Source organism: Niabella beijingensis, assembly GCF_020034665.1.
Taxonomy (GTDB): Bacteria; Bacteroidota; Bacteroidia; order Chitinophagales; family Chitinophagaceae; genus Niabella; species Niabella beijingensis.
The window spans coordinates 2,224,791-2,240,950 of the sequence record NZ_JAIQDI010000001.1 but is presented as its reverse complement, the minus strand read 5'-3'; the positions used below and the strand labels follow the sequence as shown (position 1 = coordinate 2,240,950).

The window sequence follows — 16,160 nt, the reverse complement described above, 5'->3', positions numbered from 1 at the left end:
GCGTCAGTCGAACCGGGTGACCTCTACCTTCCGCTCCCGGTAGGTATAGTTCAGTTCGAGCGTTTTCGGATGATTGTATTGCATGGTAACCGGCTTATTTTCCGAGAGCAGCACAAAGTGAAGTCCCGCGGTCTCCATAGTAACGGTATACGTATTTTCCGGAAGATACAGCTGAAACAATCCCTGCTCATTGGTGAGCGTTGTAAACACGGCACCGCCGGCGGATGTGGCTTTTACCCGCAGGCCTGAAGGCACGGGAGGTGTATCGGAATATTTTTCGGCGGTGTACACCAGTTTTCCTGTGAGGAGCTCGGTCTTAACAAGCGGGATCTCGAGCCGGGTATTTTTTCGTAATGTTATTTCCGTTGGCTCCAGCAGGCTCCAGTTATTGTTGCTGATGACCGAAATGGTATAGCGCTTGTTTCTTTCGCCGGTGATTTTTACACTGCCCTTCTGATTGGTAACAGCCGTAATCCCGTCGACCTTTACCAGCACACTGCTGACAGCCGGTTCCCGGCGGTCGTGTTTTCCGTTGGCATTGAGATCCGCGTAGTATACGAGTTCCAGCCTGCAATTGTTCCCGTCGGAGGACTGGCCAAAGCTTTTTTCGATGCCAAGCCGTAACTGGCGGTTGTAGTACCTGAACCGGCCGGCAGGATCTCCCGGATCATAGCTGGCCCCGGATCCCTGCAATACGTTATAAGCGGTAGGTTGCAGATTGACGCCGTAAAGTACATCCGCTGCAAGTGCCCAGTTGTTTTTCAAGCGCCACCGGATATTGCTGTTCACAGAATAATTGGAGCTGTGGTTGTAGCCCGAATAATTATACATCAGGCCGGTGTTTGCAAGGACCTTTTGCCGGAAGAGTGCGAGACTGGCTGTTGGCCCCAGTGATATGAAGGTGTACCGGGGCCGCTCCAGAGGCAGTGCAAGGGCGTCTGTAAGATAGTAGCTGTTAAATTGTGCCATTGCATTAAAACCCAGTACCTGGCTTTTGTAAGAGGCGTTGATACGCGAGGAAAGAAACGGTGCTTCCGGCTTGCTGGAAGTGTTCTGAAAGGTATACCCGTTGTCCGCGTCAATAAAAACAGTATGTGATGCAAAGGAATAACTGCCGGTGAGCTTACCCCTTACAGATGCCGAACGCCATTTGACAGCCTCCTGCAGCGTGATCGTTTGTGTAAAGTAATAGGGCTTCAGCGTCAGGTTCCAGAGCCCCAGGCGTTTTGCATAGCCGATCTCGTAAACGGCATTGCCGTACTGACTGGCAGCAGAGAGGTATTCGTTGCCGAAATAGTAAAGCAGTTTGGGGTTATTGTTCAGCAGGCGTAGGGCACCGGAAACAGTGCCTTTTCCGTTCAGCGACAGTGAAACACTGTTGTCCAGTTGCAACAGCCCTCTTCTCAGGCCGCCATAGTAAGGGGAGGAAAAGTAATTGTAACTGTAGAGGTTAAACTGCCCCCGTTCCAGCAAAAATCTTATGCCTGCTGCAAACCCCGGGTGTTGCTGCTCCTTTCCCGGCTGCAGCATACTGTAACCGCCTTCCACTCCAAGAAAGATCTTTCTGGCAGTGGGTATTGTGATATTGCCGGATAACAAAGTGGTAGTGGTTTGCAGCAGGTTGTTGCTGCTTCTCAGCAGCAGCACGGAGCTGCTTCGTGCGCCGGACCGGGTATCCGTGTAATTCAAGGCAAAAGTATTGCCGTTGTTCTGGGGAAGCAGGGGATGGCTGGAATAAAGCAGGTAGTTGTTCTCCACTCCGTAAATGCTAAGGGAGCGGCCGGCCGATGGTTTGAAAGAAGCCCTGAGGCCCCTGCCGTTTAAATTGAAGTCGAGCAGGTCATAGATGGTACCCGCACGGACGCCCCATCGTTTTGATTGATAGTCGATATAGGTATCATACAGGTTGATCCCTTTTTGTTCCGGGCGATTCAGGTAATCCGCATTGATCCTGTAGCGTAATTGCTGACTGTCTGCCAGCGGGAAGGAACCGTTCCCCTGCAGCTGATAGGCCGACAAACCCGGGCTTACTGTTAAGTAACGCAATGAAATAGTGTTGGGCGGGGCCTGGGAAAAGGAGTTCCGGCGCAGCGTGAGCCGGTGGTCATCACTGATGTTCAGCATACGCAGGTTTTTTACCGCAAGCTGATTTCCGGATACATCCAGCGCGCGGATCATAATAGCGAAATCTGCAGCAACGGTACTGCGAAGCTTATTGGTGACCAGCAACACAACCTGTTGCCGGGTACCGGGCGCCAGCTCCAGTTCATCCGGATTGCCGGAGAATTCCAGTCCTTCCGGTATATGGCTTAATTCCAGGTGGAAACGGGTGGTGACCAGGCCGCTGTTGTAACAGTAGACGGTTACTTTTGTTTGCCGGGAAAGCTGGCTGAGGTATACTTCGGGTCCGTCTGTATCCAGAGCAATTCCTGATACCTGCTCCAGCCGGGTGAGAAAGCGGGCACTACCCTGAACCGGAACCGCCTGCTGCCGGCTTGCAAGCTGAATGGTAAAGGACTGTATATTGCTCTGGATGGTTTCGCGGTTGGCAAAGTATTTAAGCGGGAACCATCGTTTTTCGCGGGGCTGCAGGAAGATACTGTCCGGGAGATGCAGTAATGCTTTCTTTGTTCCGGGTGAACGGACCTCAAAAAGAACGACCGCTGCGCTGCTGTTGTTTTGAATCCAGAGGCTGTTGGAAAAAGTTTCACCGGAGCGGATCGCCACCGTATCCAGCCTGAAGCCATAAACGATAGTATGCTGCTGTGCTGCTGCAGGCAGGCTGCAAAAAAATGCCAGGATAAAAAAAATAGTACGCACAAACAGATAAGCAGTATTGAGCAGAAAGTGGTTGTTAACCTGGTACAAAAGTACATCGCCGGTGCACTAATTCGCAACCGGCAGCTACCACATAAAGATGTGATTAGAGGTAGTGGATCTTAAGCAATGCCATCAGTTCGGCCTTGCTGTTTATCTGAAAGGTTTTGTAAATATTCTTGATATGCTCGCGTACCGTATCGATGGAGATCCGGTACTTATGGGCGATGAGTTTATAGCTCAGTCCTGCAATGATTCCTTCCACGATCTGTTGTTGCCGCAGGGTCAGTTTATCCGCCAGCTCTATTGTATGATTGAGATAGTCAAATATATTGCGGGTCACTGCTGCGCTGATAAATGCCCCGCCGCTGATGACCTGCTTCAGTGCTTCATTAAACTCCGGGGCAGGAAAAGAAGGAGGGATAAACCCTCTCACTCCGATACGGATGTATTTAAGCAGAAGGCTCAGGTCCGCCACCTCGCCGAGGGCTACAAGGATGGCCCCCGGAAAAGACCGGACGAAAGTGGAGAGGCCGGCCAAGGTATCCGGAAGGGTAAGATCATTTCCGAATAAGATAAGCGGGGGCTTATCGAATGTGGTCTTGGGAATACAGAACAAACTGTTCCAGGAGTCTGCAACAACGGCGACCCTGAAGTGAAATGTGGTATGCTGTCTGAGAAAAGCCTTTACGTTTTTCTTATAGTCAGCATGTGCCGATACAACGATGGTATCGATAGAAGAGGTAGAGGACAAACCCATAATTTTCATTTATGCCACTGCATAAAGTGGACAGAATAAATTTTAATTAGTGGTCAAAAACAACTTCAAAGGTACATTAAAATTTGGGCTTTAGGTCATTTACTTGTTATATTTGATAATAAGCTAATATCAATGAATGCCTTACTGCGTTTACGCAATGCCTTGCTGCAGTTGTTCTATCCGCATGTATGTGCCGGCTGCGGAACGGATGTACTTCCGGCTGCCGGCGAGCTTTGTCTGCTTTGCCTGAATGAGCTGCCTGTTACCGGTTTTGAAGGGCATCCGGATAATCCTGTTGAAAAAATATTTGCAGGCCGGTTAAAATTAGAAGCTGCCAGCGCACAGTATTATTTTATAAAGCACACGCCGTTGCAATTCATCCTGCATCAGTTCAAATACCGGGGCAATCAGCAGCTGGGCCTTCAGTTGGGGATGCTCCTGGGAAATGCCTTACAACGGGCGCAACGTTTTCAAACCGTGGATCTTATTGTGCCCATGCCCCTTTACAGGGCCCGGATGCGCAAAAGAGGATATAACCAGGCGGCGCTGCTTTGTGAAGGTATCGCCGCAGTACTGGGCAAGCCGGTTTGTACCGACCTGGTTTACAGAAATGCATCCACTGAAACGCAAACAACGAAGAGCCGCATTGAACGCTGGGCCAATATGCAGGGAAAATTCAGCCTGGGCCACCCGGCAATCGCCGAGAACCGGCATTTGCTGCTGGTAGACGATGTCGTTACCACCGGTGCAACCCTTGAGGCCTGTGGAAGCGTCCTCTTAGAAATCCCCGGTGTGCGATTAAGTGTTGTGACCCTTTGTTTTGCCAGCAGCTGACCCGGAGGGATTAACATACCGGATAAAAAAATCCTGTTATCTTTATTAGATAAAAGCAGTTTATGAAACTATTATTAATGACATTGATGCTGGCTGCAGGTATTGCAGCAAGCTCTATCTATGATTTTAAGGTAGACGGGCTCACCGGCGGGTCTATCAATTTCAACGATTACAAAGGAAAAAAAATACTGGTGGTGAACACGGCCAGTAAATGCGGGTACACACATCAGTATGAGGGGCTTGAGGAACTGTACAAGAAATACGGGGACAAGCTGGTGATCGTGGGCTTTCCGGCAAATAATTTTAAATCGCAGGAGCCCGGCAGTAACGAAGATATCGCAGCGTTCTGCAAACGGAATTATGGGGTAAGTTTTCCAATGGCAAAAAAGGTGTCGGTCCAGGGGGATGATATGGCACCCATTTATAAGTATTTAATTGCTGAAGCAGAGAAGAAAGGCATAAAAGATCCGATCAAATGGAATTTTACGAAGTTTTTGATTGATGAAAAGGGTGCGCTGATTACTGTGTTCCCGTCGAAGGTAGAACCCATGAGTGAGGAGCTTTTAAAATACCTCAACTAAGTTTCTCATATATTTTTTCTGACAACAAGCAATTAATGGCAGCGTTTAAAAGCGCTGCTATTTTTTTATATTCGTTTTAAATTCAGACTATGCGCTCTTTATCCATGATCTTCCTGGCCTGCTGCATGATTGCGGCCTGTAAATCACAGGACAATGCCGACCTGCTGATTTATAATGCGACACTCTATACCGTCGACAGTTTATTCAGCAAAGCTGAGGCAATGGTGATACGGGATGGAAAGGTGGTGGCTACAGGTACCCGTGCAGCACTGGAAAGCCGCTACCACTGCAAAGACCGGCTGGATGCCGGCGGAAAATTTATCTACCCGGGCTTTATTGATGCCCATGCGCATTTTGCAGGATATGCAAAACGGCTCGGAACGCTGGACCTGGTGAATACCACCAGCTGGGAAGATATATTGCAGCGCCTGCAGGGATTTAAAACTAATCGTGATGCGGCTGCCTGGCTGGTGGGTGGCGGATGGGATCAGAACGACTGGCCCGTGAAACAGTTCCCCACCAATGAGGCACTGAACAAACAGTATCCGAATACCCCGGTTTATCTGACACGTATCGACGGTCATGCTGCTATCGCCAACGCAAAGGCATTGGAACTGGCTGGTGTAAAAGCGGGCGATACCATAACAGGAGGTACATATGAAACAAGGGATGGCCGGCTTACCGGTATTTTAATTGACAATGCGATGGAAAAAGTGGCTTCCGTTATACCGGACGCATCTGCTGCTGAAATGAAACAGTACCTGCTGCAGGCGCAGCAGCAATGCTTTGCAACAGGACTTACCTCGATACATGACTGCGGGCTGGATTATGAAGCGGTTGAAGCCATCGGCCGGCTGCAGCAGGCCGGTGATCTGAAGATGCGGCTTTATATTCTGCTGAGCGATGCATCAAAAAACTATGACTATCTTCTGAAAAAAGGTGTGATCAGAAATGATTACCTGCATGTACAGGGATTTAAGTTATACGCAGACGGTGCGCTGGGTTCAAGGGGCGCCTGTTTACTGGATGATTATTCGGATAAACCCGGCTGGAAAGGATTCCTGTTGAGCGCAGCGCCGCATTTCGACTCCATGGCCCGGCTCATCTCAAAGAACAACTGGCAGATGTGCACGCATGCCATCGGCGACAGTGCCAACCGCACGCTGCTGGAAATTTACGCCCGATATCTCGGAGGAAAGAATGACCTGCGCTGGCGGATCGAACATGCGCAGGTGGTGAATGAAAACGATTTTCATTTCTTCGGGGATTATTCCATTATCCCGTCCGTGCAACCGACCCATGCCACCTCCGATATGTACTGGGCCGGCGCACGGCTGGGTGAACACCGGCTGAAGGGCGCCTATGCCAACCGGCAACTGCTGAATGAGAACGGCTGGCTGCCCCTTGGTACTGATTTTCCCGTGGAAGACCTGTCGCCGTTCAAAACATTTTATGCAGCGGTGGTCCGGAAAGATGCCAAAGGATTTCCTGCAGGAGGATTCCAGGTTGACAATGCGCTAAGTCGTGAGCAGGCTCTGCGGGGAATGACCATCTGGGCCGCCCGCGCTGCTTTTGAAGAAAGGGAAAAAGGAAGTCTGGAGCCGGGAAAGCTGGCCGACTTTGTAATACTCGATCAGGACCTGATGACCGCTCCGGAGACAGCGTTGCTGAAAACAACGGTACTCCGGACCTTTTCCGGAGGACAGCAGGTATTTGAAAGGCGCTGAGAAAATCAGCAGGGTACTGTCACAAAAAAGCGGCCATCCGAAAGGGACAGCCGCTCCACTGCAATAAATCAATTTTATACGTCGTAGGTGGTAGATGCCGTATCACCACCTCTTCCGGTCCAGTTGGTATGAAAGAACTGGCCGCGGGGCTTATCTGTTCTTTCGTAGGTATGTGCCCCGAAATAATCCCGCTGTGCCTGCAGCAGGTTTGCCGGCAGCCGTTCCGACCGGTACCCGTCGTAAAAGCTGATAGCGGCACCCAGACAGGGAACCGGTATCCCGTTCTGTACGGCTGTTGCAGCCACTGTACGCAGGCCTTCCTGGCATCCCTGTATCTTTTCGGCAAAATAGGGATCCAGCAACAGGTTGGCCAGATCCGGGTTTTTGTCAAACGCTTCTTTGATATTACCAAGGAAACGGGAACGGATGATACATCCGCCGCGCCACATCAGTGCAATATTGCCATAACTGAGCTCCCAGTTGTATTCTTTGGCAGCGGCTTTCATCATCTGGTAGCCCTGTGCATACGAGATCACTTTGGCCGCATACAATGCATCCCTCAGGTAATCGATAAATGCTTTTTTATCGCCGCTGAAAGATGGTTTGGGACCTGCTGTTAATACTTTTGAAGCGGCCACCCGCTCTTCTTTTAATGCGGAAAGACAGCGTGCAAATACGGATTCGGTGATCAGTGTCAGCGGCACACCCAGTTCCAGGGCCACGGTCCCGGTCCATTTACCGGTACCTTTTTGTCCTGCCGTATCCAGGATACGGTCAACAATAGGAGTGCCGTCTTCTTCTTTATAGGCAAGGATATCGCGCGTGATCTCGATGAGATAGCTGTCCAGCTCGCCTTCGTTCCATTCTTTAAATACTTCGTGCATTTCACCGGCCGACATCCCCAGCACGTCCTTCATGATATGATACACTTCGTTGATCAGCTGCATGTCGCCGTATTCGATACCGTTGTGTACCATTTTCACAAAATGACCGGCACCACCGGTACCTACCCAGTCGCAGCAGGGAGCACCGTCGGCAACCTTCGCCGCAATACCCTGGAAGATCGGCTTTACAGCCGGCCACGCTTCTTTAGAGCCGCCGGGCATGATGGAGGGGCCCAGCAATGCGCCTTCCTCACCACCGGAAACGCCGGTGCCTATAAAATGCAATCCCTTGCTCTCTACATATTTTACACGGCGTTCAGTGTCGGGAAAATGAGAATTACCACCGTCGATAATGATATCTCCTTTATCGAGATGCGGGATCAGAAGATCGATAAAGTCATCCACAGGTTTACCGGCCTTTACCATGAGCATTACTTTTCTCGGCGATTTCAATGAACCTACCAGGTCTTCTATGGATTTAGCTCCATAGATATTTTTCCCCCTGGCACGACCGTTTACAAAATGCTCCACTTTATCTACCGAGCGGTTGAAGGCGGTTACATGAAATCCTTTACTTTCCATATTCAGGATCAGGTTTTCGCCCATTACCGCCAGACCGATAACTCCAATGTCAGATACTTCTTTCATAATTACGCAAGATTATTATATAAACTAAAAATTGTAAGTCAAGATCAAAAAGTGGTCAAATTTAATCCAGGCGGGGTGGAAAACCAATTTGTTATTGAAGATAGCGGTATAATTATAAAATTTACAATTAAACCGTTGTTTTTATAGTACTTTTTTAATCAGTACAATATACACAGGAAAGTGATCGCTGTACCCGCCGCGGTATACATCACCGGAATAGCTGCGCAGGGGATATCCTTTATAAGCGCCCCTGTTTTCAATGAGTTCGGCGGTTTTAAAGATCTCATTCTTATAAAAAAACAAGCCGGATTGCTGCTGATCCAGGAATGCTTCCGACAGGAGGATCTGGTCAAACAAACTCCAGGCATTCTGATAGGCAAGTGTGCCCTGTCCGTTCTTAAACAAACGTGCCCAGGGGTTGTACAGTGCACCCGTTTCCATTTCGGCGATATGTGATGTGGCGCGGAGTCCTTTTGTAACGCTGCTGCTGACAGGTTCATCATTCAGATCGCCCATAACCAAGATACGGGTCATGGGATCGTACCGGATCAGTGTGTCAATGATCTTTCTGAGTGTAAGGGCAGCAGCCATACGGCCGGCGGCTGATTTTTTTTCACCGCCGAAGCGGCTGGGCCAGTGGTTTACAAAGACCTGTATCTTCTGACCATTGAGCAAACCGGTTACCCAGAGGATATCGCGGGTATATATAAAATCCTTGACATCCGGCGGCAGCTTTACATAGAGGGGCCTGCTTTTTAACACCCGGAAATAACGGGGATTATAGACCAGCGCCACGTCCAGGCCCCGTGCATCCCTGGAGTCATAGTGTACGGACCGGTAACCGCGGGAGGCGATAAAAGGATGCTGCAGCAATGCATCCAGAACGGTCTGGTTTTCCACTTCAGCAACACCCAGAAGGGCCGGCCCGTCAGGATTAAAGTCGGTGCCGATGCGGGAAATGACGGATGCCAGCCGGGATAGTTTTTCCCGGAAAACAGCGCCTGTATAGGCTTTTACTCCGTCCGGCGTAAAAGCGGCGTCATCATGGGATCCATGGAAAAGGGTGTCATACAGGTTCTCCAGGTTATAAAAAGCTGCAACCGCCGTCTGATAAGGCCGGGGCTGGGCATTTAAAAGAAAACTGCAAAACGGATAAAACCCTATAAAAAGAAAAAAGCACCTGATGGTTAACATGGCGTGTGTTTAACAAAAATTATATTAATAAATATAAATATACATTGTTTTTAGTATATTTGGTTTTTACAACCTACAAAAAACTCATGCCAAATGAAAGCCGCCGTATTGCTAACGCTGCTGTTTGTCTGCATTTCAGGGAAGACACAACAGCTGTTGCCCTCCTCCGATACCCTGCCTGTTGTTGATTCCGCCGGAATACTGAACGCCGGAGACCGGGATGAACTGCCTGTTGTGCTGATTGATGATACCGGTGAAGACAACAATGCGCCCGTTTCCCCGGTCCTTTCGGCAGGAAGGGACCCTTACCTGGCGGCTGTGGCGTTTAATTTTTCGCCCCTGCGTTTCCGGCTGAGGGGCTATAATAACGGGGATGCCGTTTACCTGAACAATGCGGACTTTACAGGACCGGATAATGGCAGGATCCCTTTTGGGCTGTGGTCGGGTTTAACCAACATGATGCGCGTACGGCAACAGGTATATGGCCCGGGCGTTACCGACTTTGCGCCGGGTCGGCCGGGTCTGAATACAAATACCGATATGCGCGCCGGAGTACAACCGGTGCAGACAATGGCCGGGTACGCGCTTTCCAACCGTAATTACCGGCATCGTCTCTTGCTGACACACAGCTCGGGGTTTAATAAAAAAGGCTGGGCCTATAGTTTTATGGGGAGCGTCCGTTATGCAGCGGAAGGCTATGTGCCGGGCACTTATTACAGAAGTGCGAGCTATTATGCAGCGGCAGACAGGAGAATCGGATCCCGGCAGCTGTTGTCGCTGATTACCTTTGGAGCACCAACAGAAAGTGGCCGTCAGACGGCCAGTGTACAGGAAGCAATGGATCTTGCCGGAAGCAATTTCTACAACCCCGCATGGGGCTATCAGAACGGCAGGAAACGGAATGCTGCCATTGCCGAAACCGTTCAGCCGGTTATTATGGCTGTGCACGAATATCAACCCGGCATAACTTCAAACTGGATCACCACTCTTGCTTATAGCTCCGGAAAGCAGCGGCTGTCCGGCTTTGACTGGTACAATGCGCCGGACCCGCGTCCGGATTACTACCGCTACCTGCCTGGTTACTATGCTGCCACACAACCGGACCGGGCTTCGGATCTCCGGCAGCTGTTGCACAACGATCCCGACCGGTTGCAGATAAACTGGCACCGCCTCTACGAGGTGAACCGCAATAATAAAGTTGTAATACCTGATGCTGAAGGTATACCGGGCAATGATGCAGAAGGGCGGCGTTCGCTTTATATTTTATCCAACCGGGTGAACCGGCAGCAGCGCATTATTACCAGCTCAGTATACCGAACAACGATTTCCGGACGGATAACGGTGACAGCAGGCGGCAGTTTCCAGAAACAATCCAGTGAATATTACCAGGAGGTCAAAGATCTTCTTGGCGGTGATTTCTGGCTGAATGTAAACCAGTTTGCAGAAAGGGATTTTCCGTTGAACCGCGATGCCGCTCAATATGACCTGGATCATCCCAATCAGCTGAAGCGGGAAGGGGATCAATATGGGTATCATTATCAGCTGCTGCTGCATCGCTTCGGGGCCTGGACCCAGGTGCTGCTCAGTCTGAACCGTTTTGAGTTCTTTTTTACCGGCGGGCTTAATTATGAACAGTTCTACAGGAAGGGATACAACCGCAATGGCCTTTTTCCTGCGGCGTCTTACGGCCCGTCAAAACGGCTGCAATTCGCAACCCCTACCCTGAAGGCAGGACTTACCTATAAGTACAATGGCCGGAATTACTTTTTTATAAATGGCGGATATTATAAAACACCACCCCTGTTCGATAACGTGTTCATTTCACCGCGGACCCGGAATACCCTGCAAAGCGGCGCTATCCGGACCGAAACCACACAGTCGTTTGAAGCGGGATATAAATGGAACAGTCCGCGTATAAAGCTGTCTGTGACCGGATATTACACGACGATTGATGGTGCGTATGATGTAATGACCTTCTACCACGATCAATACCGGAATTTTGTCAATTATGCATTGAGTGGGCTGGGCACGGTTCATTTTGGCGGAGAGGCAGGGGCAGATATCAAACTGACATCCACCTGGAGCCTTAACGCTGCCATCGCAACGGGGAGGTATTATTATAACAGCCGGCCCAATGCGGTTGTTACAGTGGACAATAGCGCCGCTGTTCTTGCTGAACAGGTAGTGTATATGAAAAATTTTCGGGTACCCGGCACACCGCAGGATGCTTATAGTGCTGGTCTTTTTTACCGTTCACCCCGGTACTGGTTCGTCAGTCTTACGGGAAATTATTTCAATCATTCCTGGCTGAGCATCAATCCGATCCGGAGAACTGCGGAGGCAACAGGTGATGCGGATCCTTCCTCCCCGGAAACAGAAGGCTCCCTCAGCAGGATGACCGCACAGGAACAGCTACCGGCACAGGTCACTCTTGATCTTTTCTGCGGCTGGACAAAACGCCTGCACGGAAGTCATCCGCGCCGCAGGCAAGCCTACCTGGTCTTCAATATCGGCATTAATAATCTACTGAATACTCAAACCATGCGTTCCGGAGGATTTGAACAGTTACGGTTTGATGCTGAAAGCCGGGATGTGGACCGGTTTCCTCCCAAATATTATTACGCTTACGGACTGAACTACTACGCAAGTGTTATGGTCCGGATGAAATAAACGACCGGATCGGCCATTTTTCAACAACTAAAACAGAATTCCATGAAAACATATCTTGCCGTATCAAAAAAAAATATCATTTTATTTTGGAGCCTGCTGCTGATGGTATCCTGCAACCGGAGATTTGATATTCCCCCGGTAAATGCAGATCCAGATGTAACCGTGAATATGACGATCGCAGAGTTAAAAGAACGTTACCAGGGTGTGGGGATCTTTCAGACCATTTATGATGAAAAGATCATCAGCGGTGTAATAACTGCCAATGACCGCACAGGAAATTTTTACAAGCAGATCATAATACAGGATGAGACCGGTGCCATTCCTGTTTTAATGGATGGTAACAATGTTTATACTTCTTATCCGACGGGAAGAAGGGTTTTTATAAGGCTGCAGGGAATGATGCTGGGTGATTACGGAGGCACGATTCAGCTGGGGCTGGACTCTGTTCGCGATGGCGCGTATCTGAACCTGGGCAGGATCCCGGCAGTTCAGTTTGATCAGTTTATCCTTAAGGGCTCCTTCGGTAATGAAGTGGTTCCAAAACAGATCACGCCGGATCAGCTTTCCACAGATATCAAAAACCCGCTGCAGAGTATGCTCGTGCAGCTGAACGGCTACCAGTTCTCAGATGCCGATACGGGAAAGACCTATGCGGACCCTTTAAAGAAAATAAATGCCGTCAATTTTACGATCCGTGATTGTCAGAAGAAAACGGTTGTGTTGAGAAACAGCAGTTATGCGGGCTTTGCCGGGTTGAAAGTTCCCGAAGGCAATGGAATGATCGTTGGAATTTACAGTTTGTTTACTACCACGCAACAGCTTTTTATAAGAGATACTGCCGATGTACAGTTTCGTCAGCCCCGGTGCGGACAGGGACCACTTGCGCCGTTAACCATCGCAGCACTCCGGCAATTATATACCGGCACGGACCGTGCACTGGACCGGTACCGCACCGGAGGCACCGTGATTTCAGATGCGGCAGCTAAAAATCATCCGGAAGGATCGGTTGTGCTGCAAAGCGGCAACCGGGGCATCGTGGTGCACCTGGGTGACACCATCCGTTATCTGCCGGGAGATTCACTCGTTTTGACCCTCAGCGATGAGGACTCACTGATGGATGACAACGGAACACTGACGCTTAAAATGCATGAGGGATTTGTAAAACCCGTTCCGGTTGCCACCGGGCGTGTGGTAGTACCGGAGGTCAGGACGATCGCGGCGGTCAATGCAGCGCTGGAGCTGCCTCCGGGTGATCCCGGCAATATCGCATCCACATTAATTACAATCGCTGGTGCCGGCGCCGGCGCCGGCGTCTTTGGCGAACCGCATGTGCTCGATGATGCAACAGGTACCATTGAGCTGTTCACCAGGGAGGAAGCGTCATTTGCACAACAGCGCCTGCCTGGCGGAAGGCAGCGCTGGACGGGCTATGCAGGCGTTCATAATAGTATAAAACAATTTTCTATCCGCAATACCGAAGATGTAACGGGGTTTGTACCCGCAACGGTATTCTCCGTGGTGTTTAACTTTGGATCGGTCCATACCAAATCCGGTACCACCGATCCGACACCAATTCCGGTGATTCCTCATATCCGGTTAACGCCCTTCCGGGCAGTGAATGTAGGCGCCAACCCCAGTGCCGGCGGCCGTTTTTCATTTACCTCCTGGCCGCAGACCGGTTTTGATGCAGGGAAGTATTACGAGATCTTAATACAGCCGGAGGAGGGAAAGGCGCTCCATATTTCAACCATACGGTTCACGTTTGAAAGATCAGGAACAGGAGTGCAGCAGGTAGCGGTGCGCTCGGGAAGGGATCATTTTGCTGCTAATCTGCCGGCTGCCGTGCCGTTGCCACAGAATAATATCCATATCCTGGAGGGCACTATTTTCCAGGTGAAGAATACCTCGGGTAGTACAAGACAGGAGGGATGCACCATCCGCCCCGGTGCAACATTTACGGATCTCCGGCAACCGGTGGTGTTCCGGTTTTATGGGTTCTATGCACTGGGCAGTGGCGGCACGTTCAGTATTGACGATGTGGAGATATCGGGAAGCACGCAATAGCGGACTTCCGGGGCTGCTACTGATCGATCACTTTTATCACACGGGCGGGATTACCGGCAGCAAAGGAATTGGCGGGTATGCTGCGGGTGACAACACTTCCGGCGCCGATAACGCAGTTGTCTCCAATATGTACACCCGGCAGAATAGTAGCATTGCCGCCCACCCACACATTGTTGCCGATCACTACGGGTTGGGCGTATTCCCGGCCGCTGTTCCGTTCTGCCGCTTTCATCGGATGCAGTGGTGTATAGATCTGTACCGCGGGGCCAAACATACAATGATCGCCGATGGTAACCAGCATCGTATCGAGAATGGTACAATTGAAATTGAAGAATACGTTATCCCCGATGACAATGTTTATGCCATAGTCGCAAAAAAAAGGTCCCTCGATGTAGAGGCTTTTTCCCTGGCGGGGGATGAGCGCTTTCAGTAAGGCAGCCTTCTTTTCGTAATCAAGCGCCGGGCATTGGTTGTATTCCTGGCAGCGCCGGTGCGCCTGATCGCTCAGTGCCCGGAGCTCCGGATCCGAAGGAAGATAAAGCTCACCGGCGAGCATCTTTTCTTTTTCTGTTGCCATAGTGGTTATTGATTAAATAAAAATAACGAATTGGATGCGGATCGCAGCGTCGATGTATTCCGCGTCCGGATTCCGTTCCTGTATATTTTATAAGAACCCGTAATTTTGCCGGATTGTTTCTGTGGAGGGCGAAAAAAAATATACCGATTTAAAATGGGCACTGGCAGGACTGGTGTTTGCGGTGCTGTGGTCATCGGCGTCCACTGCTACCAAAGTGGCATTAAAGGTTTCTCAACCATTGGTGATTGCTGTTATGCGTTTTGGTGTGGCATCCCTGATCATGCTGGTCATCGCCCACCTGGTATTGCGTAAACCCTTACCCCGGCGAGGGGAATGGAAACCGCTCATCATCTATGGTATGCTGAACATTACCATTTACCTGGGATTGTATGTAATTGCCATGCAGCAGGTAACAGCCAGTATCGGTGCATTGACGGTGGCCGTAAGCCCGGTGTTCATCAGTTTTATTTCGGTATTTTTTCTAAAAAAGCCCCTGCCGGGAACGATCGCACTGGCAATATGTATCTGCCTGCTCGGTGTTCTGGTGGTGGCCTGGCCGCTGCTGGGTGGAGCTACGGTTACGCCCCTCGGACTTTTGCTGTTGCTTGCCAGTATGCTTTCTTACTCGATCGGCACTATTTATTTTTCGTCACAGAACTGGAAAGGGTTGCATCTGTTCGTGATCAACGGATGGCAGACCTTTTTCGGGGGACTGCTGATGTTGCCCGTAGCGCTGTTTACCTATAAAGCGCCGGCCAATCATTATACCTGGGAGTTCTGGGGCGGAACGCTGTGGCTGGCCATCCCCGTTTCCATTGGGGCTGTGGTACTCTGGCTGGGTTTGCTGAAACAGGATGCTGTAAAAGCAGGATTGTGGCTTTTTGTCTGTCCGGTATTTGGGATCATTATTGCCGCCCTTTGGGTACATGATCCTGTAAGCATCTATACCATCACCGGTGTGATAATGGTATTGGCCGGTCTGGCATTAAGTCAGCTGGATAAACGTAAAACCAGCCGTAAGGGTTGAGGGATCATTTTACAGAAAATTGTACCCCTTGCCGATGGAAAGTACTGCGCATATAATGGATCGGCAAACGATCGTGGAAGATGCGGTTGACAGGATCGGGAGCCTGTATTATCAGGGATACGACAGTATTATGCTGCAGACAGTAAATATAATACCGCAATTCTCTGACCTGAATACGAAGCTAGCCGGCGAAATTTTACAACAGTTCATTAATGATCGTATGTGTGTTACAATCGTCGGCAACCGGAAAACCACTGTATCAGAAAGCTGCTGTTATTATTGTCTGCCCGGCGGTGTTGTAATATTATAATGAAAGAACGGAGACGAACAACGCGGAGGAACACCGGACCGGTCATCAGCGTTGAACAACCATTCAT

At 50.0% G+C, this 16,160-nt stretch carries 12 protein-coding genes; 7 read left to right on the top strand and 5 right to left on the bottom strand.

Annotated elements, in window-relative coordinates:
• Nucleotides 1-3: 3 nt before the first annotated feature.
• Both K7B07_RS09415 and K7B07_RS09410 read right to left on the bottom strand, forming a co-directional pair.
• Entirely contained in the window at nt 4-2,820 is a 2,817-nt protein-coding gene (locus tag K7B07_RS09415) for a hypothetical protein (RefSeq protein ID WP_223709177.1), read from the bottom strand.
• Nucleotides 2,821-2,923: 103 nt separating this feature from the next.
• Complete coding sequence (locus tag K7B07_RS09410; protein WP_223709176.1) at nt 2,924-3,577, bottom strand: helix-turn-helix transcriptional regulator; 654 nt, start codon at nt 3,575-3,577, stop codon at nt 2,924-2,926.
• 132 nt (nt 3,578-3,709) lie between these two features.
• Between K7B07_RS09410 and K7B07_RS09405 the strand changes: the two genes are divergently transcribed.
• The 3 genes from K7B07_RS09405 (at nt 3,710) to K7B07_RS09395 (ending at nt 6,719) form a co-directional block, all read left to right on the top strand.
• The gene (locus K7B07_RS09405; RefSeq protein WP_223709175.1) at nt 3,710-4,411 is read left to right on the top strand and encodes a ComF family protein; all 702 of its coding nucleotides are present in this window, start codon (nt 3,710-3,712) and stop codon (nt 4,409-4,411) included.
• 62 nt (nt 4,412-4,473) lie between these two features.
• Entirely contained in the window at nt 4,474-4,992 is a 519-nt protein-coding gene (locus K7B07_RS09400; protein ID WP_223709174.1) for a glutathione peroxidase, read from the top strand.
• A gap of 89 nt (nt 4,993-5,081) precedes the next feature.
• Nucleotides 5,082-6,719, top strand: coding sequence for an amidohydrolase (locus tag K7B07_RS09395; protein WP_223709173.1), 1,638 nt, complete (start codon nt 5,082-5,084; stop codon nt 6,717-6,719).
• A gap of 74 nt (nt 6,720-6,793) precedes the next feature.
• Here K7B07_RS09395 and gnd read toward each other — a convergent pair whose 3' ends face one another.
• Nucleotides 6,794-8,251 (bottom strand): decarboxylating NADP(+)-dependent phosphogluconate dehydrogenase, encoded by a 1,458-nt coding sequence (gene gnd, locus K7B07_RS09390; RefSeq protein ID WP_223709172.1) that lies wholly within the window; start codon nt 8,249-8,251, stop codon nt 6,794-6,796.
• A gap of 141 nt (nt 8,252-8,392) precedes the next feature.
• Nucleotides 8,393-9,445, bottom strand: coding sequence for an endonuclease/exonuclease/phosphatase family protein (locus K7B07_RS09385; protein ID WP_223709171.1), 1,053 nt, complete (start codon nt 9,443-9,445; stop codon nt 8,393-8,395).
• 93 nt (nt 9,446-9,538) lie between these two features.
• Here K7B07_RS09385 and K7B07_RS09380 point away from each other — a divergent pair, with 93 nt between their 5' ends.
• Together K7B07_RS09380 and K7B07_RS09375 are read left to right on the top strand one after the other, a co-directional pair.
• Complete coding sequence (locus K7B07_RS09380) at nt 9,539-12,115, top strand: TonB-dependent receptor (protein ID WP_223709170.1); 2,577 nt, start codon at nt 9,539-9,541, stop codon at nt 12,113-12,115.
• A 42-nt stretch (nt 12,116-12,157) separates the two neighbouring features.
• Nucleotides 12,158-14,179 carry a DUF5689 domain-containing protein gene (locus tag K7B07_RS09375; RefSeq protein ID WP_223709169.1) on the top strand — a complete coding sequence of 674 codons (2,022 nt, stop codon included), beginning with the start codon at nt 12,158-12,160 and terminating at the stop codon, nt 14,177-14,179.
• A 16-nt stretch (nt 14,180-14,195) separates the two neighbouring features.
• Here K7B07_RS09375 and K7B07_RS09370 read toward each other — a convergent pair whose 3' ends face one another.
• The gene (locus K7B07_RS09370; protein WP_223709168.1) at nt 14,196-14,756 is read right to left on the bottom strand and encodes a sugar O-acetyltransferase; all 561 of its coding nucleotides are present in this window, start codon (nt 14,754-14,756) and stop codon (nt 14,196-14,198) included.
• Between the two features lie 121 nt (nt 14,757-14,877).
• Here K7B07_RS09370 and K7B07_RS09365 point away from each other — a divergent pair, with 121 nt between their 5' ends.
• Entirely contained in the window at nt 14,878-15,783 is a 906-nt protein-coding gene (locus K7B07_RS09365) for a DMT family transporter (protein WP_223709167.1), read from the top strand.
• Between the two features lie 34 nt (nt 15,784-15,817).
• The gene (locus tag K7B07_RS09360) at nt 15,818-16,093 is read left to right on the top strand and encodes a DUF4180 domain-containing protein (protein WP_223709165.1); all 276 of its coding nucleotides are present in this window, start codon (nt 15,818-15,820) and stop codon (nt 16,091-16,093) included.
• Nucleotides 16,094-16,160 lie beyond the last annotated feature (67 nt).

Coding starts and splice junctions, on each gene's coding strand:
- gnd (WP_223709172.1), bottom strand. CDS start 8,251: ATGAAAGAAGTATCTGACATTGGAGTTATCGGTCTGGCGGTAATGGGC.
- K7B07_RS09385 (WP_223709171.1), bottom strand. CDS start 9,445: ATGTTAACCATCAGGTGCTTTTTTCTTTTTATAGGGTTTTATCCGTTT.
- K7B07_RS09400 (WP_223709174.1), top strand. CDS start 4,474: ATGAAACTATTATTAATGACATTGATGCTGGCTGCAGGTATTGCAGCA.
- K7B07_RS09360 (WP_223709165.1), top strand. CDS start 15,818: ATGGAAAGTACTGCGCATATAATGGATCGGCAAACGATCGTGGAAGAT.
- K7B07_RS09375 (WP_223709169.1), top strand. CDS start 12,158: ATGAAAACATATCTTGCCGTATCAAAAAAAAATATCATTTTATTTTGG.
- K7B07_RS09395 (WP_223709173.1), top strand. CDS start 5,082: ATGCGCTCTTTATCCATGATCTTCCTGGCCTGCTGCATGATTGCGGCC.
- K7B07_RS09380 (WP_223709170.1), top strand. CDS start 9,539: ATGAAAGCCGCCGTATTGCTAACGCTGCTGTTTGTCTGCATTTCAGGG.
- K7B07_RS09370 (WP_223709168.1), bottom strand. CDS start 14,756: ATGGCAACAGAAAAAGAAAAGATGCTCGCCGGTGAGCTTTATCTTCCT.
- K7B07_RS09410 (WP_223709176.1), bottom strand. CDS start 3,577: ATGGGTTTGTCCTCTACCTCTTCTATCGATACCATCGTTGTATCGGCA.
- K7B07_RS09405 (WP_223709175.1), top strand. CDS start 3,710: ATGAATGCCTTACTGCGTTTACGCAATGCCTTGCTGCAGTTGTTCTAT.